Source organism: Pseudomonas reidholzensis (genome assembly GCF_900536025.1).
Classification (GTDB): Bacteria; Pseudomonadota; Gammaproteobacteria; order Pseudomonadales; family Pseudomonadaceae; genus Aquipseudomonas; species Aquipseudomonas reidholzensis.
The window spans coordinates 20,433-42,904 of record NZ_UNOZ01000019.1; the positions used below are offsets into that span (position 1 = coordinate 20,433).

The 22,472-nt window shown below is 64.9% G+C and carries 19 protein-coding genes; 8 read left to right on the plus strand and 11 right to left on the minus strand.

The features are described from left to right. Nucleotides 1-49: 49 nt before the first annotated feature. Nucleotides 50-1,402, minus strand: a complete 1,353-nt coding sequence (locus tag CCOS865_RS13870; protein WP_119141718.1) for a DUF1329 domain-containing protein — start codon at nucleotides 1,400-1,402, stop codon at nucleotides 50-52. Nucleotides 1,403-1,428: 26 nt separating this feature from the next. Next, nucleotides 1,429-3,084, minus strand: coding sequence for a DUF1302 domain-containing protein (locus CCOS865_RS13875; RefSeq protein ID WP_208644533.1), 1,656 nt, complete (start codon nucleotides 3,082-3,084; stop codon nucleotides 1,429-1,431). A gap of 307 nt (nucleotides 3,085-3,391) precedes the next feature. Between CCOS865_RS13875 and CCOS865_RS13880 the strand changes: the two genes are divergently transcribed. Together CCOS865_RS13880 and CCOS865_RS13885 are read left to right on the plus strand one after the other, a co-directional pair. After that, the gene (locus tag CCOS865_RS13880; protein ID WP_119141720.1) at nucleotides 3,392-4,078 is read left to right on the plus strand and encodes a GntR family transcriptional regulator; all 687 of its coding nucleotides are present in this window, start codon (nucleotides 3,392-3,394) and stop codon (nucleotides 4,076-4,078) included. Nucleotides 4,079-4,454: 376 nt separating this feature from the next. Continuing rightward, nucleotides 4,455-6,038: a methyl-accepting chemotaxis protein gene (locus CCOS865_RS13885; protein WP_119141722.1), complete on the plus strand. Its 1,584-nt coding sequence runs from the start codon at nucleotides 4,455-4,457 to the stop codon at nucleotides 6,036-6,038. Between the two features lie 52 nt (nucleotides 6,039-6,090). Here the strand turns inward: CCOS865_RS13885 and CCOS865_RS13890 are convergent, their stop codons facing one another. The 3 genes from CCOS865_RS13890 to CCOS865_RS13900 form a co-directional block, all read right to left on the minus strand. Beyond that, nucleotides 6,091-7,656: a bifunctional 3-(3-hydroxy-phenyl)propionate/3-hydroxycinnamic acid hydroxylase gene (locus tag CCOS865_RS13890; protein ID WP_119141724.1), complete on the minus strand. Its 1,566-nt coding sequence runs from the start codon at nucleotides 7,654-7,656 to the stop codon at nucleotides 6,091-6,093. Nucleotides 7,657-7,738: 82 nt separating this feature from the next. Beyond that, nucleotides 7,739-8,296, minus strand: coding sequence for a VOC family protein (locus CCOS865_RS13895; protein ID WP_119141726.1), 558 nt, complete (start codon nucleotides 8,294-8,296; stop codon nucleotides 7,739-7,741). Nucleotides 8,297-8,339: 43 nt separating this feature from the next. Next, a complete protein-coding gene (locus CCOS865_RS13900) occupies nucleotides 8,340-9,191 on the minus strand; it encodes a fumarylacetoacetate hydrolase family protein (protein ID WP_119141728.1) in 852 nt (283 codons plus the stop codon). 120 nt (nucleotides 9,192-9,311) lie between these two features. Between CCOS865_RS13900 and CCOS865_RS13905 the strand changes: the two genes are divergently transcribed. The 6 genes from CCOS865_RS13905 to CCOS865_RS13930 all read left to right on the plus strand — a co-directional run bounded on the left by CCOS865_RS13905 (nucleotide 9,312) and on the right by CCOS865_RS13930 (nucleotide 13,908). Next, entirely contained in the window at nucleotides 9,312-9,893 is a 582-nt protein-coding gene (locus CCOS865_RS13905; RefSeq protein WP_119141730.1) for an amino acid synthesis family protein, read from the plus strand. A gap of 68 nt (nucleotides 9,894-9,961) precedes the next feature. Next, nucleotides 9,962-11,077 carry an alcohol dehydrogenase catalytic domain-containing protein gene (locus tag CCOS865_RS13910; RefSeq protein ID WP_119141732.1) on the plus strand — a complete coding sequence of 372 codons (1,116 nt, stop codon included), beginning with the start codon at nucleotides 9,962-9,964 and terminating at the stop codon, nucleotides 11,075-11,077. Between the two features lie 46 nt (nucleotides 11,078-11,123). Further along, nucleotides 11,124-11,654, plus strand: a complete 531-nt coding sequence (locus CCOS865_RS13915) for a cupin domain-containing protein (protein ID WP_119141734.1) — start codon at nucleotides 11,124-11,126, stop codon at nucleotides 11,652-11,654. A gap of 26 nt (nucleotides 11,655-11,680) precedes the next feature. Beyond that, a complete protein-coding gene (locus tag CCOS865_RS13920; protein WP_119141736.1) occupies nucleotides 11,681-12,247 on the plus strand; it encodes an NADPH-dependent FMN reductase in 567 nt (188 codons plus the stop codon). Nucleotides 12,248-12,439: 192 nt separating this feature from the next. Continuing rightward, complete coding sequence (locus tag CCOS865_RS13925; RefSeq protein WP_244216108.1) at nucleotides 12,440-12,994, plus strand: GlcG/HbpS family heme-binding protein; 555 nt, start codon at nucleotides 12,440-12,442, stop codon at nucleotides 12,992-12,994. A gap of 14 nt (nucleotides 12,995-13,008) precedes the next feature. Next, nucleotides 13,009-13,908 carry a DoxX family protein gene (locus CCOS865_RS13930; RefSeq protein WP_119141740.1) on the plus strand — a complete coding sequence of 300 codons (900 nt, stop codon included), beginning with the start codon at nucleotides 13,009-13,011 and terminating at the stop codon, nucleotides 13,906-13,908. A 66-nt stretch (nucleotides 13,909-13,974) separates the two neighbouring features. Here CCOS865_RS13930 and CCOS865_RS13935 read toward each other — a convergent pair whose 3' ends face one another. From CCOS865_RS13935 to CCOS865_RS13960, 6 genes are all read right to left on the minus strand, one after another. After that, entirely contained in the window at nucleotides 13,975-15,300 is a 1,326-nt protein-coding gene (locus CCOS865_RS13935; protein ID WP_119141742.1) for a c-type cytochrome, read from the minus strand. 7 nt (nucleotides 15,301-15,307) lie between these two features. After that, nucleotides 15,308-17,077, minus strand: coding sequence for a GMC family oxidoreductase (locus CCOS865_RS13940; protein ID WP_119141744.1), 1,770 nt, complete (start codon nucleotides 17,075-17,077; stop codon nucleotides 15,308-15,310). Between the two features lie 17 nt (nucleotides 17,078-17,094). Then, on the minus strand, nucleotides 17,095-17,823 hold the full coding sequence (locus CCOS865_RS13945) for a gluconate 2-dehydrogenase subunit 3 family protein (protein ID WP_119141746.1): 729 nt from the start codon (nucleotides 17,821-17,823) through the stop codon (nucleotides 17,095-17,097). A gap of 36 nt (nucleotides 17,824-17,859) precedes the next feature. After that, nucleotides 17,860-19,218, minus strand: a complete 1,359-nt coding sequence (locus tag CCOS865_RS13950; RefSeq protein ID WP_244216109.1) for a carbohydrate porin — start codon at nucleotides 19,216-19,218, stop codon at nucleotides 17,860-17,862. A 162-nt stretch (nucleotides 19,219-19,380) separates the two neighbouring features. Beyond that, nucleotides 19,381-20,673, minus strand: a complete 1,293-nt coding sequence (locus tag CCOS865_RS13955; protein WP_244216110.1) for a c-type cytochrome — start codon at nucleotides 20,671-20,673, stop codon at nucleotides 19,381-19,383. A gap of 10 nt (nucleotides 20,674-20,683) precedes the next feature. Then, nucleotides 20,684-22,456 (minus strand): GMC family oxidoreductase, encoded by a 1,773-nt coding sequence (locus tag CCOS865_RS13960; protein ID WP_119141749.1) that lies wholly within the window; start codon nucleotides 22,454-22,456, stop codon nucleotides 20,684-20,686. Between the last annotated feature and the right edge of the window lie 16 nt (nucleotides 22,457-22,472).

Here is a 22,472-nt window from a genome sequence, read left to right on the forward strand (position 1 = left end):
GGCGGGTGAGGCGGGCGCGGGGCCCGTCTCAGGTGTTACCTGGTCGGGCTTAACGCACTGAGCCCGAGGCCACCGCGTTGCCGGTAAAGAAATTCTCCGGCTTGCGTGCGACCACCTTGTAGGTTTCGCCGTTGAGGCCCTGCACCACGCTGTAGGTCTTGGCCTGGAGGTTGTAGATGACCACCGGCTTGACCACCACGGCAGGGATCGCCGGCACCACGAACGGCAGCGCCTGGGTCACGCGCCAGAGCTTGCCCTGGGCGTCGTAGCCGTCGACCAGCGACACGGTCCAGCTGTCTTCGTCGATGTAGAAGCGGCGTTTCGGCACGGCGTGGCGCTTGCCCGGTGCCACCGTGGCTTCGACTTCCCAGACGCGGTGCAGCTCCCAGCGCATCTTGTCCGAGTTGAGGGTTTTTTCGGTGTACACCTCGTCCGGCTTGGCCGCATGGAAGGCGTTGAGGTTGTAGGGGATGTACATCTCCTTCTTGCCGATCAGCTTCCACTGGTAGCGGTCAGGGTGGCCGATGAAACCGTGCACCTCGTCGAAGTAGTTGGCCCCCGAGGCGACGAAGTCGGGCGTGTCGTAGCCCACGGTCGGCGCACGCCGCACGCGGCGTTGGCCGACCAGGTACTGCCAGGCCTGGCGCGGGCTGGCGGCATCGATGCTGTCGTGGGTGACCAGCGATTCACCGGCCTTGAACGGCGGCTCGCTGGTGAGGAAGCGCAACAGCACGTACTGGCCTGGCCAGCTCTGCGCGTTGCCGCCTTTGTAGTAGTACGGGTATTGCCAGTTCTCGACGCCGCGGCTGGCCAGGGTGCGGCTGCCATCGGAGTTGCCGATCATGTTGCGGTAGCCATGCTCGATGGACTCGGCTTCGGTGCGCAGGAGGAAGTTCCAGATCACTTCGCTGCCGTTGGCCGGGATCGGGAACGGCACGCCGCCGTAGCAGCCTTGCACCGACAGGCCGTTCTCGGTCAGCTGGCAGTCGCTGGCGTTCTTCAGGGTGTTGGCGTAGGTCCAGTCTGGTGCCGCGGCGCTGCGGTGAGTGGGGTACACGTCCAGGTGGAAGCTGTCGGGGTATTGCTGGAGCAGCGCGCGGGTCCCTTCGCTGAGCTTGTCGGCATACTGCGCGGCGTTCTTGGCGGTAATCTGCAACAGCGGGCGTTCGCCCGGGAACGGGTCGGCCGGCACGTCACCGAACTTGGCGCCGGGCACGTCCCGGGTCAGGCCGCCGGTCCAGGCTGGGATGCTGCCGTCGGCGTTGCCGGCTTTTTCTGCGCCCATCGGCGTCAGGGTGGTTTTCAGGGTGTTGGCCTGTTCGGCGCTGACCGCGGCAATGGCCTGGCCGCAGACCAGGCTGAGCACGCTCAGCAGGGATACCAAAGGCGTGTGCTGTTTCATGGTGATTCTCCGGGGCAGGGCGGGCATCAGAACGTGCGCTGGATCGAGAAGGCGACGAAGTCACGATCCTTGAGGGTCTGCTGGAACGTGTAGGCATTGTTCTCGTCGATGATCGGGCCGCCATCACCAAAGAAGTTGGTGTAGCTGAGCGAGGCGTACCAGGCCTTCTGGTAGTCGGCCTTGAGCGCCACGGTGAAGTCACCGCCATGCTCGGGGGAGAACGCCTGCGGGGTGACCGACGAGCGCCCGTACGGGGTGTAGCCGACGGTAATGGGGATCTGCAGGTCGACCCCCGGCAGCACCTGGAAGTACTGCGGCTCGAAGGTGAAGCGCAGCGAATAGGCGTCGCGGGTGGTGTTGGGGTCGAGCAGTTCGGCGTTCTTCTTCACGCTCAGGCGCCGGTTGAAGGCCAGTTCGCCGACCAGCGAGGCGCCATCCCACAGGCTGTTGCCGGCGTAGATGTTGATCATCGAGACCTGCGCATGCAGCGAGTTGCCCAGCGGATAGGCCGCGTGCTGGTCGTTGTCGGCGCCCATGCCGGCGATCACCACGCCGCCGGTGGGGGCCAGCGGGGTGTCGACGCGCATCGACAGTTCACCGGCGACGTTGGCCTCGCCCACCAGGGTGCTGAAGCTGGCGCCGAAGACCTTGACGTCTTCGGCGTAGACGTTGACGTAGCTGTCGTCGTTGCCGGGGATCAGGGCCGCCGGGCGGAAGTAGAAAATCGGCGTCTTCTCGTGGTACTTGGCGGCATACAGGCCGAACTCCCAATCGTCCAGGCTGAACTTCACCTGCCCACCGAACTGCCCGGAGTCCCTGGCGTTGATGCTCGCGCCGCGGGTCAGGCGGCCGGTCGGGAAGTACACGCTTTCGGCGCCGTCACCGACAAAGTCGCCGCCGCTGAAGTAGCTGCCGGAGCCGGGCAGGCGGGTCTTGTTCCACTCGAACTGGTAGTAGGCGCCGACGCTGATGGTGTCGGTCAGTTGCCAGTTGCCGGAGACCTGCTGGGTCGGCAGGAGGATTTCCTTGAACTGCGAGCCGGGCACCGATTGCAGCTTGACCAGGTCGACCGTGGACTGCGCGTTGGCGATGCCGTTGGCACCGAAGAACAGGCTCTCGCCGTAGATCTGGGTGAACTGCCCAAGGCGTCCCGAGAGCCGCGTGCTGCCGATGTCGCGTGAGCCATAGACGAAGGCATCGAGCAGCTCGCCCTTGCGCCCGTGCAGCTTGCGCGTGTCGTCGGTAAAGCGGTCGTTGCGCACGCTCAAGGCGTTGGCGGTGCCGGGCGAATCGTTGTCGTTGCTGTCGTTGTACACCGAGTCGTACCAGGCCGCGCCGCTCAGGCGGGCGCCGACCTCCTCGTAGCGGATGTCCAGTTCGGAGAGCAGGTCGACGCGGTTGGAGATCAGGCCGCTGCTGAAGTTGCGGTCGCCGTCGTCCATGTTCGGGTTGGGCACCGAGGTGCCTGGGCCGGCGGCGACGTTGTCTTCGCGGCCCTTGAGGCGAAAGGCGTTGCTGTACTTGAGGGTGTTGTCCCAGCTGGTGGTGAGCTCGGGGATGCCGGTGTCAAACTGGAACGCGGCAGCATTGACCGAGCTGCACAAGGCGATGGCGGCGCCAAGGACGCTGGTCAGACGGGGCAGGCGCTCGGCCGGGCCGGAGCGGTTTTGCGGCATTTTCATGGAAACCTCTTCTGCTTTTTTATTGTTGTTGAAGCGAATCGATTTACGTCTGCGGCAAGGGTCGACAGCGGGTTCGGCAGGTTCCGAAGCGCATGCCTGATTGTGCATTATTGGTTTTAATTTGCCCTAAGGATGACTTTGTGCACAAAAAGTAAATCCATGCTTTTTTAAAGTCAAGAAAAAGCGTGTGTGGATCGAGGAGGTTTTTGGCGGGGGGTGAAGGCGACGATTGGCGACGCATAAAATTGCACAAAGAGTTTTTTGCGCATAAAATTGCCATCAGTGCAATATTTATCGGATGACACCCATGCTCAGCAATCACAGCGGATCGTTGATTGAAGTCGCGCTAGCGCAGATGAAGAAATCCATCATCTGCTGCGAGTTGCCCCCCGGTGAAAAGCTCAAGGTGGCAGAGCTGTCAAAAGCCTATGGGCTGAGCAGTTCGCCCATCCGCGAGGCGCTCAATCGCCTGGCCCAGGAAGGCATCGTCGAAGCCAGCGAGAACAAGGGCTTTCGCGTTGCCGGCTTGTCGGTCAAGGATTTCCAGGAGATCACCCACCTGCGCATCCTGCTCGAGCGTGAAGCCCTGGCGGACGCCATTGCCCACGGTGATGACGCCTGGGAGGCCGATATCCTCGGCGCGTTCCACCGCCTCGGGGTCGCCGAGAAGAAGCTCGGCGGCCTGCCGGTCGCGCTCGATGACGATTGGTCGGAGCGGCACAAGGCGTTCCACTTTGCCTTGTTCGGCGGCTGTCGTTCGGCCTTGCTGCTGCGCACCATCGACTCGTTGTTCGACCGCGCCGAACGCTACCGGCGCTTCTCGGCGCTGAGGCGCAAGGTCGAGCGGCACAAGAACGACGAGCACAAGCAGTTGATGAACGCCGTGCTGGCGCGTGACAGCCAGCGTGCCCTGGACTTGTTGGGCGGGCACATCGGCGAAACCCTGAGTCGGGTTACCGATGCGGTGCTGGGGCAGCATTCGACGCTGCAGTAACCAATACCTGGCTGGCGGGCGTGGGCAGGTTTTGCCGCGTCCGCTGGTACGTTCGTGCCTTCAATTTCCCCCTCCTGCACGCTGTCACGCGTTGTCGAAGTGCATGTCCAGGCGGTATATTGCCGCCCGCTTGATGGCTGAGTGCCACTACCGTTTTCGTACCCCTCCTTTCTTCCAGGCCTGCACCTGTGTTTGTCCAGCGGTGTTCAGGCTCTGCGTACGTTTGCGTTTGTATTCATGTCCCATCGATAACGCTCGGATCCGCCACGTGGCTGCCGCTTTCCAGGTGCACGTCGGCGTATTGCTGGCGCGCCCTGCGTGCGGATCCGTTCGATCATAAAACTATTACTAAACGATCAAAAAATAAGGGCTGTACATGTTCGATGCACTTGCGAAGGGATTGGCAGACATCAGTGTCAGGGCCAAACTGACCTTGGGTTTCACCCTGGTTCTGTTGCTTACGGTGGTCATCGCCGGGATCGGCTGGGGCGGCTTGCAGGGCCTGGGGGAACGTAGCGCCAAGCTCAGTGCGATTGCCACCATCAACGAGCTTGCGCGGGACATGCGCATTGCTCGCTTGAGCTACACGCTGACAACGGATACCGCGCACGCCGAGGTGGTGGTCAAGGTGATTGGCAACGTCAACCAGACCATCGAGCAACTGTCGCAACAACTCACCAGCGCCACGGACCTGCGCCTGATCGCGCAGGCCAATACCGCGGTGGACAACTACGCCCGCCACTTCCAGGACTTCAGCCGCGCCCTGCAAGCGGGCAACGACGCCGCTGTGAAGCAAGCCCAGGCGGGCCTGGATGTCGAGATCAAAAGCCTGCTGGCCGCCTGCGAGCAGTTGTCTGACAGCCAGTCGACCAAGCGTGACAATGAAGTCGCATCGTCCATCGAGCGGCTGCTGGTGGCCACGCTGATGGCATTGATGTTCGGCGTCGTCGCCGCGTGGCTGATTACCCGGTTGATTTTCTTGCCGCTGAAACAGGCGCTGCAGAGCGCAGAGCGGGTCGCCGATGGCGATCTGAGCCATGACCTGCACGTCTCGCGACGTGATGAACTGGGCATGTTGCAGGCCAGCATGCAGCGCATGACCATGAACCTGCGTGAGTTGATCGGCGGGCTGCGTGACGGCGTCGTGCAGATCGCCAGCGCGGCGCACCAGTTGTCTGCGGTCACCGAGCAGACCAGCAACGGCGTGAACGGCCAGAAGGTCGAGACCGACCAGGTGGCCACGGCCATGAACGAGATGGTCAGCACCGTCCAGGAAGTCGCCCGCAGCGCCGAAGAGGCCTCCAACGCGGCCGCCGATGCCGCCCAGCAAGCGCGTGAGAGCGACAGTGTGGTGACCCAGGCCATTGCCCAGATCACCCACCTGGATGTCGAAGTGGGCCACTCGACCCAGGCCATGGCCGAACTCAAGCGCGAGAGCGACAAGATCGGCTCGGTGCTCGACGTGATCAAGTCGGTGGCCCAGCAGACCAACTTGCTCGCCTTGAATGCCGCGATCGAGGCGGCACGCGCCGGTGAGGCCGGACGTGGCTTTGCCGTGGTGGCCGATGAAGTGCGCAGCCTGGCGCAACGCACGCAGGTGTCGACCGAAGAGATCGAGGGGCTGATCGGTGGTTTGCACCGTGGCACTCAAGAGGTGGCGGACAGCCTGGAGAAAAGCCGCAGCCTGACCACTGACAGCGTCGAGCTGACCCGCCGTGCTGGCACGTCGCTGATGAGCATCAGCCGCTCGGTGGCCACCATCGAGTCGATGAACGTGCAGATTGCCACGGCGTCGGAGGAGCAGAGCGCAGTGGCCGAAGAGATCAACCGCAGTGTGCTGAACGTGCGCGAAGTGTCCGAACAGACGGCCGCGGCCAGCGAACAGACCGCCGCCTCGAGCGTCGAGCTGGCGCGCCTGGGTGGCCATCTGCAGACGCTGGTCGGCAAGTTCAAGCTCTGACCCACGCCCCGCACGGCCCGCGCCGGCGTTCGCCGTACGCGGGTCGTGTGCTTCAGCTGTCGAGCGCCGCCAGCAGGCGGTGCACCAGCGCCAGGGTCTGCACGCTGCTGACCGCCGTGCCATACACATAGTGATCAGGGCGCGCCAGCACGGCCTTGCAGTCGTATTGGTGCATCCAGGCCGCCATGACCCCGTCCTGCTCCTGGTAGTCGTCTGCCGAGTCACTGACCGACGGCGCCGCCTCCACCAGTTGGACGATGCGCAGCGGCAGCTGGGCGCAGACGCCGCGCACGTGTTCGAGCAGGTCCGGGTCGACCAGGTCGGCCGCCAGCACCAGGCGCAGGCTTTGCCCGGTGAAGCGGTCGAGCAGCTCGGTGGCGCCGCTGTGGTTGCGCACCCGCGGCTGCGGCAGCAGTTCCCCGGCGCCTGGCGAGGTGTCGATGAACCCGCTGTCGAGGCCGGGGATCAGCGCCTGGCGGGTCATGATGCCGTCCGGGCGTGCCAACAGTTGCTGCTCCAGGCGCGCGTCGCGCTCAGCCGCGCGCTGCACATCGCGTTCGCAAATGGTCTGGCCGAAGGTCTTGGCCACCTCGGTGGTACGCCGCACGTGCGGCGCGCGCTCGCGTTGGTAGCTGTCGAGCAGCGCCGGTTGGGCGAGCTGCCGGCGCACCAGGGCGATCTTCCAGATCAGGTTCATCGCATCGCGGATGCCCTGGCACATGCCCTGGGCCAGGAACGGCGGCGTCATGTGCGCAGCGTCGCCGAGGAAGAACGTCTGCTCGTGCCGCCAGCGCTGCAGGATCAGCGCATGGAAGCGGTAGCTCGAGGCGCGCCAGATGGTGTAGCTGTCGGCCGGCAGCCAGCGCGAGATCAGGCGCTGGATCGACTCGGGGCGGGCGATCTCGGCCGGCGACTCGCCCGGGTTGATCATGAACTCCCAGCGGCGATGGCGGCCGGGGCCGACCACGAAGGTGCACGGTCGCTCGACCTCGCAGTACTGCACATTGGTGCTTGGCAACTGCTCGCCGGCGCCGTCCTTGAGCATCACATCCACCACCAGCCACGGCTCGTTGAAGGCCAGGTCGTCCATCGGCAGTTGCAGGCGGGTGCGGATCGGGCTGGTGCCGCCGTCGCAGGCCAGCACGTAATGGCTGCTATGGGTGTGCTCGACGCCGTGCCGGTCACGCACCTGGACCTTGCTCAGCCCGTGCGCCTGCTCGATGCCGAGCACCTCGCAGCCCAGCTCGACCTTGACCGTGGCAAAGTCGTCGATGCGCTTGCGCAGGGCACGCTCCACCGGCGGTTGGGAGAATACGTAGTTGGGCGACCAGCCCAGCAGGTAGGGTGGTTTGGCCGTTTCGATGCGCTTGATCAGGCGGGCGTTGCCACCCAGGTAGAGCGATGCGCGATAGGGCATGACATGGCTGGCAATCGCATCGGCCAGGCCAATATTGTCGAAGCTGCGCATGACCTCGTGGTCCAGGCCCATCGCCCGAGGGTTTTCATAGATGTCCTCGGCCTTGTCCAGGGCCAGCGCATTGAGCCCCCACAGGCCAGCCAGGTTGGCCGCCGTCGCGCCCACCGGGCCCATGCCGACGATGATCAGATCGTAAACCATTGTGTTGTCCTTCTTGTTGTTGTGCACGTCAGGCCTCGCTGCGGGCGTCGACGGCCTGCCAGGGCAGGCCGCAATCGCTGGGCTAGGCGCGCACGCGCTGCTCGACGATGCGCTGGGCGATCGTCTCCATCCATTGCTCGCGGGTCTGGAAGCCCGGGCGGCGCTGACACATGGCAAGGGTCTGGGCCTTGATCTGCTCGCTGCTCTGCTCCAGGTCCAGCGGCTCGCGGCACGGCTGGTTGGTGTAGTAGGGCGCATCGACATACATTTCGATCGGGTTGCCTTCCGGGTCCTTGAAGTACATCGACCAGGCGTTGCCGTGGTCGACCTGGTCGATCGGGCCGATGCCATTGGCCTTGGCGAACTGGTAGTAGCGTTGCAGGTCTTCCAGCGAGTCGAGCAGGAACGACAACTGGTTGATCGGGTTGAACGGCAGGTCCACCGGTTTGCCGTCGAACAGCACCAGCTGGTGGTGCACCTCGGGGTTCTGGGTCATGAAGAACAGGCGGTGGCCGGTGGAGGCGACCCCTTTGTCACTGACGATGAAGCCCAGCTTGCTGCAGTAGAATTCGACCATGGTGTCCAGGTCGGCGCAGAAGGTGCCGGTGTGGGTGAAGTTGATGCGCGGTAAGGTGCTCATGCGGGGTGCCCTCGATTCTTGTAATTGTCGGCGCGAAGGTGCTTCAGGCTTCGTCTGCCACCGGATTGGACAGGGTACCGATCTGCGAAATGACCACCTCGAACACATCGCCCGGGCGCAGGAAAATCGGTGGGTTGCGTTTGAAGCCGATGCCGCTTGGGGTGCCTGTGGCGAGCACATCGCCGGGGTTCCAGGTCAGCGCCTTGGACACATAGGCGATCAACGTGGGGATGTCGAACGCCAGCTCGGCGAGCGAGCCTTCCTGCATCTGTTCACCGTTGAGAATGCCGTGAACCTGGAGCTGACGATAGTCGCTGATTTCATCCGCGGTCACCAGCCACGGGCCCAGCGCGCCGGTGCTGCGGAAGGTCTTGCCCATGCCGTACTGGTGGGTGTGGAACTGCCAGTCGCGTACGCTGGCGTCGTTGAAGCAGGTGTAGCCGGCGACGTGGTCCATGGCGTCTTCGGGGGCGATGTGCGCGCCACCCTTGCCGATCACCACCGCCAGTTCGGCCTCGAAGTCGAACTCCTCGGACACCCGGGGGCGCAGCAGCGGCTGGCCATGCGCGAGCAGGGTTTCGGCGAAGCGCTGGAAGATCACCGGGTGCTCGCCGACCTTGCGTCCGGCTTCTTCGGCGTGGGCGACATAGTTGATGCCCACGCAGATGATCTTGCCCGGCGCCGGGATCACCGGCTCCAGCTCCACGCTGGCCAGCGGGTAGTCTGGCGTGGCGCTGGCGACGTGGGCGCGGGCCTGGTCGAGCAGCTGCTCATCGGCCAGCAACGTGGCCAGGTCATGAATGCCTCGGAACTGCGCCGTCAGCTCTACCACGTGCTCGCCCAGCACGGCACCGAAGTGCGCCTGCTGGTTGTGCTTGTACGAGATCAGTTTCATCGGTTGCCTCTCCTTGTTTTGTGCATAAAACCTAACTTCTTGCACCATACAATACAAAATGCATATTATGGAAGCCCGCCAAGCAACTTCTTACAGGCGGACCTCTGTCGGAGATCGAGCATGCCGTTGGTCAAGATCCGCAAGATCAAACTGGATATAGAAGAAGTGCACCACGAGGGCGGCGCCGCCGTCGCTCAACCACTGCTGGTGGCCGTGGCCGTCGCCGTGGTAGACAACCCCTATGCAGGCCAGCACGTCGACGACCTGTTGCCGTTCATGAATGAGCTGCGCGCCCTCGGCAGCGAGCTGTCCCAGCGGCTGATCAGCGCGCTGGGCGGGGCAGGGCGGGTGCAGGCCTACGGCAAGGGCGCGATCGTCGGCGAAGACGGCGAGCTCGAACACGGCGCCTTGTGGCATGAGGCCGGTGGCTGGGCCATGCGTGAAGCGCTGGGCAACCCCAAGGCGATCGTGCCGGCGGCCAAGAGCGTCGCTGGGCTTGGCTCGCGGATCATGATCCCGCTGGGGCATACCCAGGCCGCCTATGTGCGCAGCCATTTCGGGGTGGCCGAGATGACCGTGTGGGACGGCCCGCGGCGTAACGAGATCGCCTTTGGCCTGGCCATGGCCACGGGCGGGCGCATCCATGCGCGCATCGGAGGCCTGGCGGCTGCCGAGGTCAAGGGCGAAGACGGTTTACGCTGACAGTCAACTGTCAGCGGGTGCTCCACGGATCCAGAACACGACAAAAACAATATGTGTTGGAGAACATCATGACTGCAAAAACCATGCGTGCCGCGCGCCTCTACGAAGGCGGTAAACCAATGGTCATCGAGCAGCTGCCGGTGCCGCAGATTCGCCCCACCGAAGTGCTGGTGAAGATCAAGGCCTGCGGCATCGTGCCCAACCTGCACAACATTCTCACTAACTGGGTGAACTGGTTCCCGCATAACCCGCTGCCGAAACTGCCGGCGATCTTTGGCCTCGACCCCACCGGCGTGGTCGAGGCGGTCGGTGCCCAGGTGTATGACTTCAAGGTCGGTGACCGGGTCTACGTCAACCCGGGCCGCCACTGCGGCTCCTGCCGTGCGTGCCGAGCCGGCAATACGATTGCCTGCTCGGCGTACACCTTCAACGGCTATTTCGGCTTCACCCCGAAGAGCCCGCGGATGTTCGAAGACTACCCGTATGGCGGCCTGTGCGAGTACATCCCGGCGCCGCAGTACAGCCTGGTGAAACTGCCCGACAACCTCAGCTTCGAAACCGCCGCACGGCTGGGTTATCTGGGCACCGCCTACAAGGCCTTGCTGCGGGCCAACGTCGGCCCGGGCTCGACCGTGCTGATCAACGGCATCAGCGGCACGCTAGGCCTGGGTGCAGTGGCCCTGGCCCTGGCGATGGGTGCGCGCAAGATCCTCGGCACCGCCCGCAACCAGGCGCTGTTCCAGCGAGTCAAGGACCTGGCTGCACCGGGGCGCATCGAAATCCATACCCTGGGCAGCGTGCCGACCCAGCAGTGGGTGGCCGAGGTGACCCAGGGCGAAGGGGTCGATGTCGCCATCGATGCGCTGGGGCCGGGTGCACCGCACGAGAGCCTGGTCCAGGCCTTGAAGTCGGTGCGCCGTGGCGGGCACCTGGTGAACATCGGCGCCATCGCCGGCGAAGTGCCGATCGACCTGCACTGGATCATGGACAACGACATCCATATCAGCGGTTCTGCCTGGTTCACCACCGGTCAAGGCCAGGCCATGGCCGACATGGTCGAGTCGGGTGTGCTCGACCTGTCGTTCTTCGAGCACAGCGTGTTCGCCCTGGAGGACGTTAACCAGGCCATCAGCGGTATCGAGAGCCGCAATGGCGGCTTTGGCAACTTCGTCATTCGGCCCTGAACCGCCGCGGGGGCCATGCGGCCCCCGCTTGCCTGGAGGAAGCACGATGCACATCCGCAGAGTCGTCACCGGTCACGATGCCCAGGGCCGTTCGCTGTTCGTCAGCGATGCCCCGGCACCGCGGGCCAAGGACTTTATCGACATGCCGGGCTACGCCATTGCCCAGCTCTGGTGCAGCGATGCACAGCCGCCGCAGGGCAGCGCCGAGGACCCTACCCTGGAGCACGCCTCGCTGATCCCGCTGCCGGGCGGGGTGTCGATGCTGATGATCAGCCTGCCGCCGGACAGTGTCATGGCGGCGCCGTTGGACCCGCCCCGCGCGCTGGGCGAGATGGTCGCGGCGATGCCGGGGCTGATCGAGTGTTTCGAAGCACAAGACCCGGCCATGCACCGCACGCCTACCGTGGACTACGTGGTCATCACCGAAGGTGAATTGTGGCTGGAGCTGGATGACGGTCAGCGGCGGCGGGTGAGCGCGGGTGACGTGGTGATCCAGAACGCAACCCGCCACGCGTGGCGCAACACCTCGCAGCAGGTGGCCAAGGCCGTGGTGTTCATGCACGGCCTGGCGCGTTGAAACGGGCCAGCCGAGGAGGCACGACGATGAGCAGAACGGTTCGACTACTGGGCTTGTCCGGCAGCCTGCGCAAGCAGTCGGCACACACCGCGGTGTTGTGCTCGGTGGCCGAGAGCCTGCCCGAGACGGCGCGTCTGGACGTCCATGGGCTTGAGGCCATTCCGCCGTACAACGAGGACTGTGATGGCGCCAATACGCCGCTTGCGGTGCTGGCGTTGCGCGAGGCCGTGGCCCGTGCCGACGGCCTGTTGATCGGTTCGCCGGAGTATAACCACGGCATGTCCGGGGTGTTGAAGAACGCCCTCGACTGGCTGTCCCGACCGCACGGCCAGTCGGTGCTGAGCGGGCGCGCGGTGCTGACTTTTACCGCGTCGCCGGCGTTCACCGGCGGCGTGCGCGCGCACCAGCAGCTCAACGAAACGCTCTGGGCGATCCAGGCCGTGCTGGTGGCGTATCCGCAGATCGTGATTGGCGGCGTGGGCGGCAAGATCCGTGATGGCCAACTGGTCGACGAGGCGACGCGCAGCTTTCTGCTAGGTGGGGTAGAGCGGCTGATCGAGTGTGCGTTGGGCGGGCGTGCGCACTCTGCCTAGCGCGACGGGGGCCTCAAGATAATCGCTTGGCGCCCCAGTGGGCGCCTTTGCGAGCGCTAGTGATAACGCTACCAGCTTCGTATTTTCAGTTTTATATTCATATTCCCCTTGTCCTGATCTGCATGATGGGCTAGTTTTTTCGTCGAAATGGTAACGATACCATTTCGTCTGAATGGACTTAGGACAAGAATAATGACGACAGTTGCCCCGCTACCCACCTGCCACCCGCTACCCACCGCCTTCCTACGCCGGCTACTGCCTGCGTTGCTGGCAATGACCATCGCCCCCGTATGCGTGGCCGCCGACCCCGCCGGCGCGCTGCATTCAAGCGCCAACCTGTCACTGGGTGGCGCCACTGCGCTGCTCGACAGCGCTGTCAGCAGGGCCGCAGCCGACGGCGTACACCCGTGCATCGCGGTGACCGATGCCAGCGGCTACCTGCTGGCCTTCAAACGCATGGATGGCGCGGCCCCTGGCTGCGTCGATGCGGCCATCAAGAAAGCCAACTCGGCGGCCATCAACGACGTCGACACCGTGGTGTTCTACGACCTGGCGCGCAAAGACAACCTTCAGCTGGGCAGCATCCCCGGCATCCTGCCGGCCGTTGCCGGAGTGGTGATCCGCCAGCAGGGGCAGCGGGTGGGCGCCATCGGTATCGCCGGCGGCGCCGGTGACGCGCAAGAGCAGCGCTTTGCCACTGAACTGGCGCGCGCCTTCGAGAAAACCCTCCCAGCCCCACAACCTTGAGCGAGCACCTGCCCATGAACAGCCCTGTACTTCACCGTGAAGTCGTCGACGGTGCATTTGCCAGCGACTATCACGTCCTCAAACCCTCGCGCACGCCGCACTGGTTGAGCATGACAGCCCTCTTGGCCACCTTTGTCGCGGCCGTTTATTGCGGTTGGGTCGACCATTCGCTGCCGGATTTCGCGGCCTGGTCCGGTGCGGGATGGATGGCGGTCGCGCTGCTGTCGGCCGTGCTGATCACCCCGCGGGTATTCGCGCCGGGTTTTCTGCTGTCGTTGCTGCCGTTTCTGCTCGCCTGGCGGGTTGCGGCCATGAACGATGCAACTGTCATGGTCTGGGTCGCCAGCGTTGCCGCGCTGCCGTTGCTCGTGCAGTTCATCGACTGTGTGGTCAGCGACCTGCGCCGCGATCGCGGCAAGCCAGGCGCCTGGCTCGGCACCCTGTTGTGGCAGGCGACGCTGGTTCGCCTGTGTTTCGGCCTTAACGAGCTGTGCCATTCGGCGGAGAAGATCTTCGCCGGGACGGGGTGGTTCAACAAACTCGAAATCGGTTTCCAGAACCTCGGTTTCGGTGAAGCGGCAGCGGCGTTCGTGGTCCTCGGCGGCCTGATCGAGTTCGCCAGCGCTGTCAGTGTCGGCCTGGGCCTGTTCGCCAGGCTCGGTGCCTTCGTCAGCCTGATCTACTTCCTGGTGGCGACCGTCGGCTTTGGTGGCGAGTGGACCCGCGGTTATGCGTGGGCCATGGCCGGCGGTGGCGGCTGGGAGTACGTGATGCTGCTGATGGTGGTGTTCATCGGCGTGATGATCAGCGGCGCAGGTAAATTCTCGCTGGATGGCTGGTTGCTCCAGCGCGGCCTGATGCCGCGCCTGCTGACCCCGCTGGCCGTGAACGCACAAGGCGTGCGCCAACCCTGAAGAGGCCAGCAGCGGGCAAGACCAGCGGGGCGCCGCAAGGGCGCTCCGCTGGTCTTGCCAGAAGGTCTATTTGACCGAGACAGGCTCCGGAACCGCGAGCTTCTGGTGTGCTCCCAACTCCCCGCGCAGTGCAGCCACCTGCTCGGGTTTCACTTCCACTGCTGCGTTGCCCCAGCTGTTGCGCACGTAGTTGAGAATCTCAGCGACCTGCTGATCGTTCATCTTCCAGGCAAACGATGGCATCCCCGCTGCGGTTTGCCGTGCTTCGGTATGCGGCGCGCGCGCCCCCATCAGCATGGCGTGCAGCAGGTTGGTCGGGTCATCCGTGAGCATCCTCCGGTTGCCCGCAAACGCAGTGACCATGCCCTGGATGCCTTCGCCCTCGAGCCCATGACAGGCCGAGCAGTTGACTTCATACGTCAGCGCCGCTGCCTTCATGCGCTGCGCGTTCGGGGTCATCGGCTGGCCAGGCTGTGCAGCCGAGGCGGGCAGCGACTTGAGGTAACTGCCGATCGCATCGAGGTCGTCCACCTGGTAGTACTGGAACGAGTGCTCGACAGCCTCGGCCATCGGGCCCGCAGCGACGGCGACGTCATCCGAGCCGGTCTTGAGGTAAGTGGTGAGGGTGTCGACCGACCAGTGGCCAATGCCGGTCAGCGGGTTGGGGGTGATGTCGGGCGCATACCAGGCGCCGAGTCGCCCGCCCTGCAGGTAGGCACTGCTGCGCTCGCCACCGAGCAGGTTGCGTGGTGTATGGCAGGTGCCGCAGTGCGCCGGGCCGTCGGTGAGGTACTTGCCGCGGTTCCAGTCCTTGCCCTGGGTGACGTCGGCGATGAACGGGGTGTTGTCGAAGAACAGCATGTCCCAGCCGGCCATGGCCAGGCGCACGTTGTACGGGAAGTGCATGCCGGCATTCTCGTCGATGGGCTTGTTCACCGGTGCGATGGTCGACAGGTAGGCCCACAGGTCATGCATGTCGCGGTCGTTGAACTTGGTGTAGGCGGTGTAGGGCATGGCCGGGTACAGCAGGCCATGCGAACCGATGCCCTGGCGCACGGCATTGAAGAAGTCGCGCTCGGTCATCGCGCCGATCCCGGTCTGGGTATCGGGGGTGATGTTCGAGGTGAGCAACGAGCCGAACGGTGTGTCGATCTTGTAGCCACCGGCAAAGTCGGCCTTGTGGCAGGCCGCGCAGTCGCCCAGGCGCATCACGTATTCGCCCCGCACGATGGCCGCCTGGTCGGTGCTGCGAAACTGCGCCAGGGGCACCGTGTCATCGGCCACTGCGGAGCGCGAGGTGTCGAAGGTCTTCACGGCCATCCAGGCTGCGCCAACGGCCGCCAGGCCAGCCACCAGCGCGGTCCCGGTGGCGATTTTTTTCCAGTTTTTCATTGCTCGTTCAACCCTTGACCAGTGCGCCTGGATTGTTGAAATAGGTCTCGTGGATCGCCCGGGCCGCCCGAATGGCCAGCGCGCCGACCGTCACGGTCGGGTTGTAGCCACCGTTGTTGGGGAACGCCGACGCACCGACCACGAACAGGTTGTGCGCATCCCAGCTCTGCAGGTACGGGTTGATCGCCGAGGTGGTCGGGTCAGCGCCCATCACCGCGCCGCCAATGGTGTGCGAGCTGTGCTGCATGTACGGGTTCCAGCTCTGCTCGCCCTGGTTGTCGACGATGATGTCGCGCCCGCCGGCCTCTTTCATGATGCGCACGGCACGCTCGGTGACATAGTCGAGCATGTTGGTGTCGTTGCGGTTCCAGTCGAAGGTCAGGCGCAGCAGCGGCTGGCCGTGGCGGTCCTTGTAGGTCGGGTCGAGGTCCAGGTAGGCCTCGCGCACCGGCATCGAGGTGCCTTGGCAGAAGATCCCGCCGGACTGCTGGTAGTCGCGCGCATAGGCCTTTTTCCACTCGCTGCCCCAGCGCTTGGTGCCAGGGCGCACGGTGTTGGCGTTCTGGATCGGCCGGCCATTGGTGGAGTAGCCCATGATCCCGGCGCCACCGATGAAGTCCAGGTTGGAGTGGTCGAAGTTGTCGCCGTTGAAGTCGTCGATCTGCACGGCCAGCGCGCCGCCGCCGATGAACGGGTTCATGTAGCTGTCATCGAAGAAGCCGGTGACGGTGGAGCAGGTCTGGTAGTTGTAGTTGCGCCCGACCGTGCCGCGACCGGTGCGCGGGTCGTACTGCTCGCCGACCCGCGACAGCAGCATCAGGCGCACGTTGTCCATCTGGTAGGCGGTGATGCACACGACATCGGCCGGCTGGAAGCCTTCGACGCCTTCCTTGGTGATGAACTTCACGCCTTTGACGGTCTTGCCGTCGTCGTGCTTCACCGCGTGCAGCACTTCGGTTTCGCTGAGCAGGGTGAAGTTCGGACGGCGCATCAGCGCGGGCAGGATGCAGGCTTGTGGTGACGACTTGGAGAAGTTGCCGCAGCCGTGGAAATCGCAGAAGCCGCAGTAGGTGCACGGGCCCATGGTTACGCCCAGCGGGTTGACGAAGGCTTGTGAGATGTTGCCGGCCGGAATGGTGAACGGATGGTGGCCGAGGCGCGTGGAGGCGTCGCGGAAGGTGCGCATCCAGTGCGTGTCTTTCAGTGGTGGGGTCGGGTATTCACGCGAGCGCGGCCCCTCGAACGGGTTGCCGCCCGGGTGGATCTGGCCATTGATGTTGCCGGCAATCCCCGAGGTCCCGGCGATGCGCTCGAAGCGGTCGTAGTAGGGGGCCATTTCGTCGTAGGTCACGCCCCAGTCCTGCAGCTGCAGGCCTTTCATCTTTGCCGCGCCATAGCGCTCGCGGGTCTGCGTGGCGACCTCGAAGTCCCACGGCGAGAAGCGCCACGACATGCCGGCCCAGTGCGCACCGGCGCCGCCGACGTTCCAGCCATACTGGAACGCCGACCAGTTACGCACCGGGGCGGCCTGTTGGTCCAGGCGATTGCGGAAGGTGGTGGTTTCCACGCTCATCGGCTGCAGCAGCTCGCGGCGGGTGGTCCAGCGCAGTTCGTCCGGGTCCACCGCGGGGGGGAAGTCGGTCGAGGTGTCGCGCCAGGCGCCGCGTTCGATGGCGACCACTTCGAGCCCGGCGCGGGTGAGTTCTTCGGCCATTACCGAACCGGCCCAGCCCAGGCCGCAAATGACCACGTCGGCGCGTTTTCGTACATTACTCATGGGGTACTCCTTACAGCTCAGTCGGCCGGAATCAGGCTTACAGGGATCAGTCGCAGGTTTTCCCCGCGACGGTCGATGTAGGGGCGGTAGTCATAGCGCGCACCGGGGAAGCCGATCATTTTCCAGCCCGCCATGTTGCGGTTGCCGCCATACATCGGGTCGGCGAGGTAGCCTTCGCGAACGTTCTGCAGCAGCAGTTCGAACAGGCCTTTGCTGTTGATGGCCTGGCCCAGGTCGAGGCGGCCGGCTTCCATTTCGCCCAGCAGGGCGTCGATCCGTTCGGCTGGCAGGTCGGCCAGGTGTTGCCCGTCTACGCGCTGGGCATACGCCTCCAGCGCCGCCAGGCCTGAGCGATAACGCTCCAGCGGCGAGGCGAGGAACTGCGCGGTGCCCATCAGTTGCAATTCGCTTTCAGGGCGGATCGGCCCTTCCAGGTACAGCGCCTTGCCGGCCCCGTAATGCCCGGCCAGCTGGCTGTCGATGAACTCCAGGCACCCTGCCTCGGTGGCCGATGGGCCGTACTCGTCGGCGGGCAACAGTCGGTCATACAGCGCGCCGAGGGTTCTGCGCTCGGCTTCGCTGAGGACCAGAAAGCCACCGCTGCGTATGGCGGGTTGTGGCATGTGGTCGTCACTGAGCTGGGTGTCGTGTGGCACCCCTTTGAGCTCTACGGCGCCGAGGCCGGGTGCTACAGCCAGCGAGGCTGCGATGGTGCCCAGGGAAAAAAGGGCTTCTCTTCGGTTCATTCACGGGTCCTGTGCAAGGCACTGCGGGGTGCTTTTTTAGAATTGACTCTGTACTTGAACGCCGGCCACCCAGGTGTTGGCGACTTCGCGTTGGCCGTCAGGGTTCTTGAGGAACTGCAGGTTGGGCATCACGCTCAGCCAGCCGGTCAGTTGCGCCCGGTAGTTCAGCTCGGCCACGTACAGGGTGTGTTGTTCCGGCACGTAGCCGGCATCGTTGAAGGTGGCGCCGCTGAGGTCGTTGGCGGTCTTGGCGTTACGCAGGAAGCGCGAGCTGCCATGCACGCGGGCCATGCCGAAGCCAACGGTGTCGGCGGGGCGGGCATCGAACAGGCCTTTGTAGAGCAGCGCGGCTTTCTGGTAGCTGTCGACCGGGGTGCTGGCGCGGTCCATGAAGGTTGCGCTGGCCACTACCGAGAGGCCGCGGCTGCTGTCGCCGTTGACGCTGGTCAGCTGCTGCTTGGCGACGATCCACGAACCGTGGCGGCTGCCGTTGATGCGGTAGTCGTCGCCGCTGAGGGCAGCCGGTTGGCCATGGGCATCCTTGTACACATCGGCGGCTTCGGCGCTGCTGTGGTAGTAGCCGATGCGGTATTCACCGGGCAGCTGATTGACCCGCGGGGTCCACACCAGCTCGACCGGTACCAGGGTGCCGGTGGTGCCTTGCACGTGCAGCTTGAGGCCGTTGTCGTTGTCGAGGTTGGACGGGTTGACGTTGTACGCGCCGACCTGGGCATACACCTCGGGGGTGATCCGGTAGCGCAGGCGCGCCGCCCACTGGCTGATCGGGCCGTTGTGGATGCTGTCGACATAGTTGCCCGGCTGCGAGCCGCAGAACGCCAGGTTCTGGAACACGCAGTCTTCAACGGCAAACTCGTCGCTCACCGCGAAGCGACCGGCCTTGAGGTTGATCCGGTCGTCCAGCCAGCCTTTGCTCAACCACAGGCCGCCGAGGCGGGTGACACTGCCACGCCCGTTGATTTCCTGGGTGGCGCCAAAGCTCTTGGCGCGGGGGTCGCTGATGACCTCGTCGAGCTCTTTGCCATTGCGGTTGGTGAAGGAAATGCTGAACACGGCGTCTTGCCAGCCGAGGGCTTTTTCCAGGTCCGCTTCAACGCCGACGTTGAACTGGTCGGAGTAGCGCGTGGCATGGTTGTGGCGATCATAGCCACCGCGCAGGCCAGAGGCCGACTCGCCGACATAGCCCAGTTTGATGTTGATGCCCTGTTCGAGCAGCTCGGTGCGCAAGCCACCCCAGTCGCCGGTCATCCAGCGCGAGTCGATGGCAAACGCCTGGTCGGCGTTGGCCGCAGCGCTGCACAGTGAAGCGGCAAGCGCGGTCAGCATGAAGCCGGCAGTGCGCGGGAAGGCAGTAGCGGTGAAGATCCTTTTGACCATGATCGGTTTCTTGTCCAGTGTGGGTGACTGCCCTTGTTGGTGTTATGTGCAGTCAGTTGCGGGTGGGTGCTGCGTTATCGATGCGGGCGCGGGCGCAGCGCGCGAGGCAATGCCTCACGCGCTGGCCGTCGGTGTCGCGGTGCTTGCGGCTAATGGCGGGGGTTAACGCATCAGCCAGGCCTCGGCGCCCAGCGCGGTGCGTGCCCGGCTGACGTCTGCGGCGCTGACCCGGGCTGCGCTGTTGCCCCAGCTGTTGCGGATGTAGGTCAAGGCGGCGGCGATATCTTCATCGGCCATCTTCCAGTCGAAGCGCGGCATGCCGGCGCCGGTGGGGTTGCCTGCGGTGACCGGGCCTTCGGCGCCGCGCAGGACGATGTTGATCAGGCTCGCGGCATCGCGGGCGTTGACCTGGGCGTTGTCGCGCAATGCCGGGATCATGTTGCGCACCCCGTGGCCATCCCTGCGGTGGCAGGCCTCGCATTGGCTTTCGACCACGCGCTTGCCGGTGACCATCTGTGGGTCGTCGGCGGCAATCGCCGGGCCCGGCTGTTCGGCGCTTGCCGGCAGCTGCTGCAGGTACGCGGCGATGGCATACAGGTCGGCGTCGGTCAGGTGCTGGGTGGAGTTTTCCACGGCTTCCAGCATCGGCCCGGAGGCCGCCGCCTGGTGGTTGCTGCCGGTCTTCAGGTAGCGCACCAGGTCGTCGCTGGCCCACTTGCCCAGGCCGACATGCGGGTTGGGCGTCAGGTCTGGCGCGTGCCAGCCCTGCAGCGTGCCACCGTGCAGGGCGCCGGCCAGGTCGCCGCCGAGCAGGTTCTTGCCGGTGTGGCAGGCAGCGCAGTGGCCGGGGCCATTGACCAGGTAATCGCCGCGGTTGACCTGCGCACTGACGCCGGCTTGCGGCGTGAACGGCTGGTCCTTGAAGAACAGCAGGTTCCACCCGGCCAGCAGGAAGCGCTGGTTGTAGGGGAACGGTAACTGGTTTTCGACGACCGTCTGGTGGACCGGCTCGACCGTCTTGATATACGCCCACAGGTCGGTGATATCGGCATCGCTCATCTTCGCGTAGGCCGGGTAGGGCATCGCCGGGTACAGGTAGCCGTGGCGGCCGATGCCGTGGCGTACCGCCTTGTCGAACTGCTCGAGGGACCAACTGCCGATGCCGGTCTCCGGGTCCTGGGTAATGTTCGAGGCCTGGATGCTGCCAAACGGCGTCTGCAAACTGTAGCCACCGGCGTATTCGGGCTTGCCGGGGACCGTATGGCACGCGGCGCAATCGGCCATGGCGGCGACATAGCGGCCGCGCTCGATCTGCGCAACGGACTCGCCGAGCAACGCCGGTGGGATCGCGGCAAAGCGCTGGCTTTCGCCGTGCTTGGCCCACGCCGCGAAACCGGCAAAGCCGATCAGGCCGCAGCCAAGGGCGACGGCCGCGAGGGTTCTGAACTGGGTCACGGTCATCTCCTCAGCGGGTCAGCAGGCCAGGTTGGCGCAGGTAGTCGTTGATGATCGCCTTGGCGGTCCAGAGGGTCAGGGCGCTGAGCGTGCCGGTCGGGTTGTAGCCGGCGTTGTTGGGGAACGACGAGGCGCCGATGACGAACAGGTTGTGCGCGTCCCAGCTCTGCTGGTAGCGGTTGAGCGCCGAGGTGGCCGGGTCCAGGCCCATGGCCGTGCCGCCGATGGTGTGGCCGCTGTCGTAAGCGCGGGTCGGCGAGAACGGCTGATCGGGGAAGGCCATCGCCTCCCAGGTCTTGGCCCCGGACTGGCGGCAGATGTCGGCGATCCGGTCGCGCACGAAGCGCGCCATGCGCCGATCGTTCTCGTTGAACTCGAAGGTCATGCGCAACAGCGGTTGGCCGTTGTCATCGGTGTAGTTCGGGTCCAGCGAGAGGTAACTCTCGGCATGTGCGTAGGAGGTGCCCTGGCCCTGGATCTTGGCGTAGTTCTGGTAGCTGTGCTGGAAGGCCTTTTTCCACTCCGACCCCCACAGCTTGGTGCCTGCCGGCACGCGGTCGGTCATGCCCATCGGGGTCGCCTGGTCAGACAGCGCGAGGATGCCCGCGCCGCCGATGAAGCCCAGGTCGCTGTGGTCGAAGTTGTCGCCGTTGTAGTCGTCTACCTGGGTGGCCAGCGCGCCGGTGGAGATGAACGGGTTCATGTACTCGTTCTCGAAGTACAGGAAGCCATACGACATGGTCTGGAAGTTGTACGCCCGGCCAATGGTGCCGGTGCGGGTGGCCGGGTCGTAGGGCGTGCCGATCTGCGACAGCAGCATCAGGCGCACATTGTCGAACTGGAAGGCGGCGAAGATGACGATGTCGGCCGGTTGGAAGCCGATGTTGCGGTCGGAGTCGATGAAGGTCACCCCGGTGACGGTCTTGCCATCGGCGGCCTTCTCGGCCTTGAGCACCGTGCACTCGGTCAGCAGGGTGAAGTTCTTGCGGGTCATCAGCGCCGGGATCACGCAGGCATTGGGCGAGGATTTCGACCAGTTGCCGCAGCCGTAGAAACCACAGAAGCCGCAGTACGTGCAGGGCGCCAGGTTGATCCCGAGCGGGTTGGTGTAGGCTGCGCCCAGGGTGCCGGCGGGGATCGGGAAGGGGTGCAGGCCCATCTTTTCAGTGGTGGCATGGAACAGGTCGTTCCAGCGTGAGCGCTCCAGCGGCGGCGTCGGGTACTCGGCGCTGCGCGAGCCTTCGAAAGGGTTGCCGCCGGGCTGCAGGGCGCCGTTGAGGACGCCGGCCTTGCCGGAAATACCGGCGATCTTCTCCCAGCGATCGTAGTGCGGCTCGAGTTCGTCGTAGGTCACCCCCCAGTCCTGCACGATCAGCCCTTCGGGCAGTTGCATGTGGGGGTAACGCTCCTTGACCCGGGTGGCCATGGTGAAGTCCGCCGGGGTAAACCGCCAGGCGTTGGCCGACCAGTGCTTGCCGGCGCCGCCGACGCTGTAGCCCACCACCCAGTTGCTCAGGTCGCGGCCGGGCAGGGCGGTCTGCGAGCGGTGGTTGCGGAAGGTCAGGGTTTGCACGCTCGGCGGGCGCAGGGCCTCACGGCGGGCACCGTAGCGCAGCTCATCGGCGGCAACGCTGGGCGGGAAGTTGCGGTGGGTCACCTCGTAGGGGCCCCGTTCGATCACCACTACATCGAGCCCAGCGCGGGTCAGTTCTTCGGCCATGAGCGAACCCGCCCAGCCCAATCCGACGATCACGGCGTCGGCCTTCGGTCGTTTGTAAGTCATCAGTCACATCCAGATC

Excerpts from the sequence above, each read along its gene's own strand:
- CCOS865_RS13890 (WP_119141724.1), bottom strand. The coding sequence starts at position 7,656 with ATGGTTTACGATCTGATCATCGTCGGCATGGGCCCGGTGGGCGCGACG.
- CCOS865_RS13925 (WP_244216108.1), top strand. The coding sequence starts at position 12,440 with ATGACGACAGTTGCCCCGCTACCCACCTGCCACCCGCTACCCACCGCC.
- CCOS865_RS13900 (WP_119141728.1), bottom strand. The coding sequence starts at position 9,191 with ATGAAACTGATCTCGTACAAGCACAACCAGCAGGCGCACTTCGGTGCC.
- CCOS865_RS13960 (WP_119141749.1), bottom strand. The coding sequence starts at position 22,456 with ATGACTTACAAACGACCGAAGGCCGACGCCGTGATCGTCGGATTGGGC.
- CCOS865_RS13950 (WP_244216109.1), bottom strand. The coding sequence starts at position 19,218 with ATGGTCAAAAGGATCTTCACCGCTACTGCCTTCCCGCGCACTGCCGGC.
- CCOS865_RS13880 (WP_119141720.1), top strand. The coding sequence starts at position 3,392 with ATGCTCAGCAATCACAGCGGATCGTTGATTGAAGTCGCGCTAGCGCAG.
- CCOS865_RS13895 (WP_119141726.1), bottom strand. The coding sequence starts at position 8,296 with ATGAGCACCTTACCGCGCATCAACTTCACCCACACCGGCACCTTCTGC.
- CCOS865_RS13940 (WP_119141744.1), bottom strand. The coding sequence starts at position 17,077 with ATGAGTAATGTACGAAAACGCGCCGACGTGGTCATTTGCGGCCTGGGC.
- CCOS865_RS13885 (WP_119141722.1), top strand. The coding sequence starts at position 4,455 with ATGTTCGATGCACTTGCGAAGGGATTGGCAGACATCAGTGTCAGGGCC.
- CCOS865_RS13920 (WP_119141736.1), top strand. The coding sequence starts at position 11,681 with ATGAGCAGAACGGTTCGACTACTGGGCTTGTCCGGCAGCCTGCGCAAG.
- CCOS865_RS13870 (WP_119141718.1), bottom strand. The coding sequence starts at position 1,402 with ATGAAACAGCACACGCCTTTGGTATCCCTGCTGAGCGTGCTCAGCCTG.
- CCOS865_RS13910 (WP_119141732.1), top strand. The coding sequence starts at position 9,962 with ATGACTGCAAAAACCATGCGTGCCGCGCGCCTCTACGAAGGCGGTAAA.
- CCOS865_RS13930 (WP_119141740.1), top strand. The coding sequence starts at position 13,009 with ATGAACAGCCCTGTACTTCACCGTGAAGTCGTCGACGGTGCATTTGCC.
- CCOS865_RS13945 (WP_119141746.1), bottom strand. The coding sequence starts at position 17,823 with ATGAACCGAAGAGAAGCCCTTTTTTCCCTGGGCACCATCGCAGCCTCG.
- CCOS865_RS13875 (WP_208644533.1), bottom strand. The coding sequence starts at position 3,084 with ATGAAAATGCCGCAAAACCGCTCCGGCCCGGCCGAGCGCCTGCCCCGT.
- CCOS865_RS13905 (WP_119141730.1), top strand. The coding sequence starts at position 9,312 with ATGCCGTTGGTCAAGATCCGCAAGATCAAACTGGATATAGAAGAAGTG.
- CCOS865_RS13915 (WP_119141734.1), top strand. The coding sequence starts at position 11,124 with ATGCACATCCGCAGAGTCGTCACCGGTCACGATGCCCAGGGCCGTTCG.
- CCOS865_RS13935 (WP_119141742.1), bottom strand. The coding sequence starts at position 15,300 with ATGAAAAACTGGAAAAAAATCGCCACCGGGACCGCGCTGGTGGCTGGC.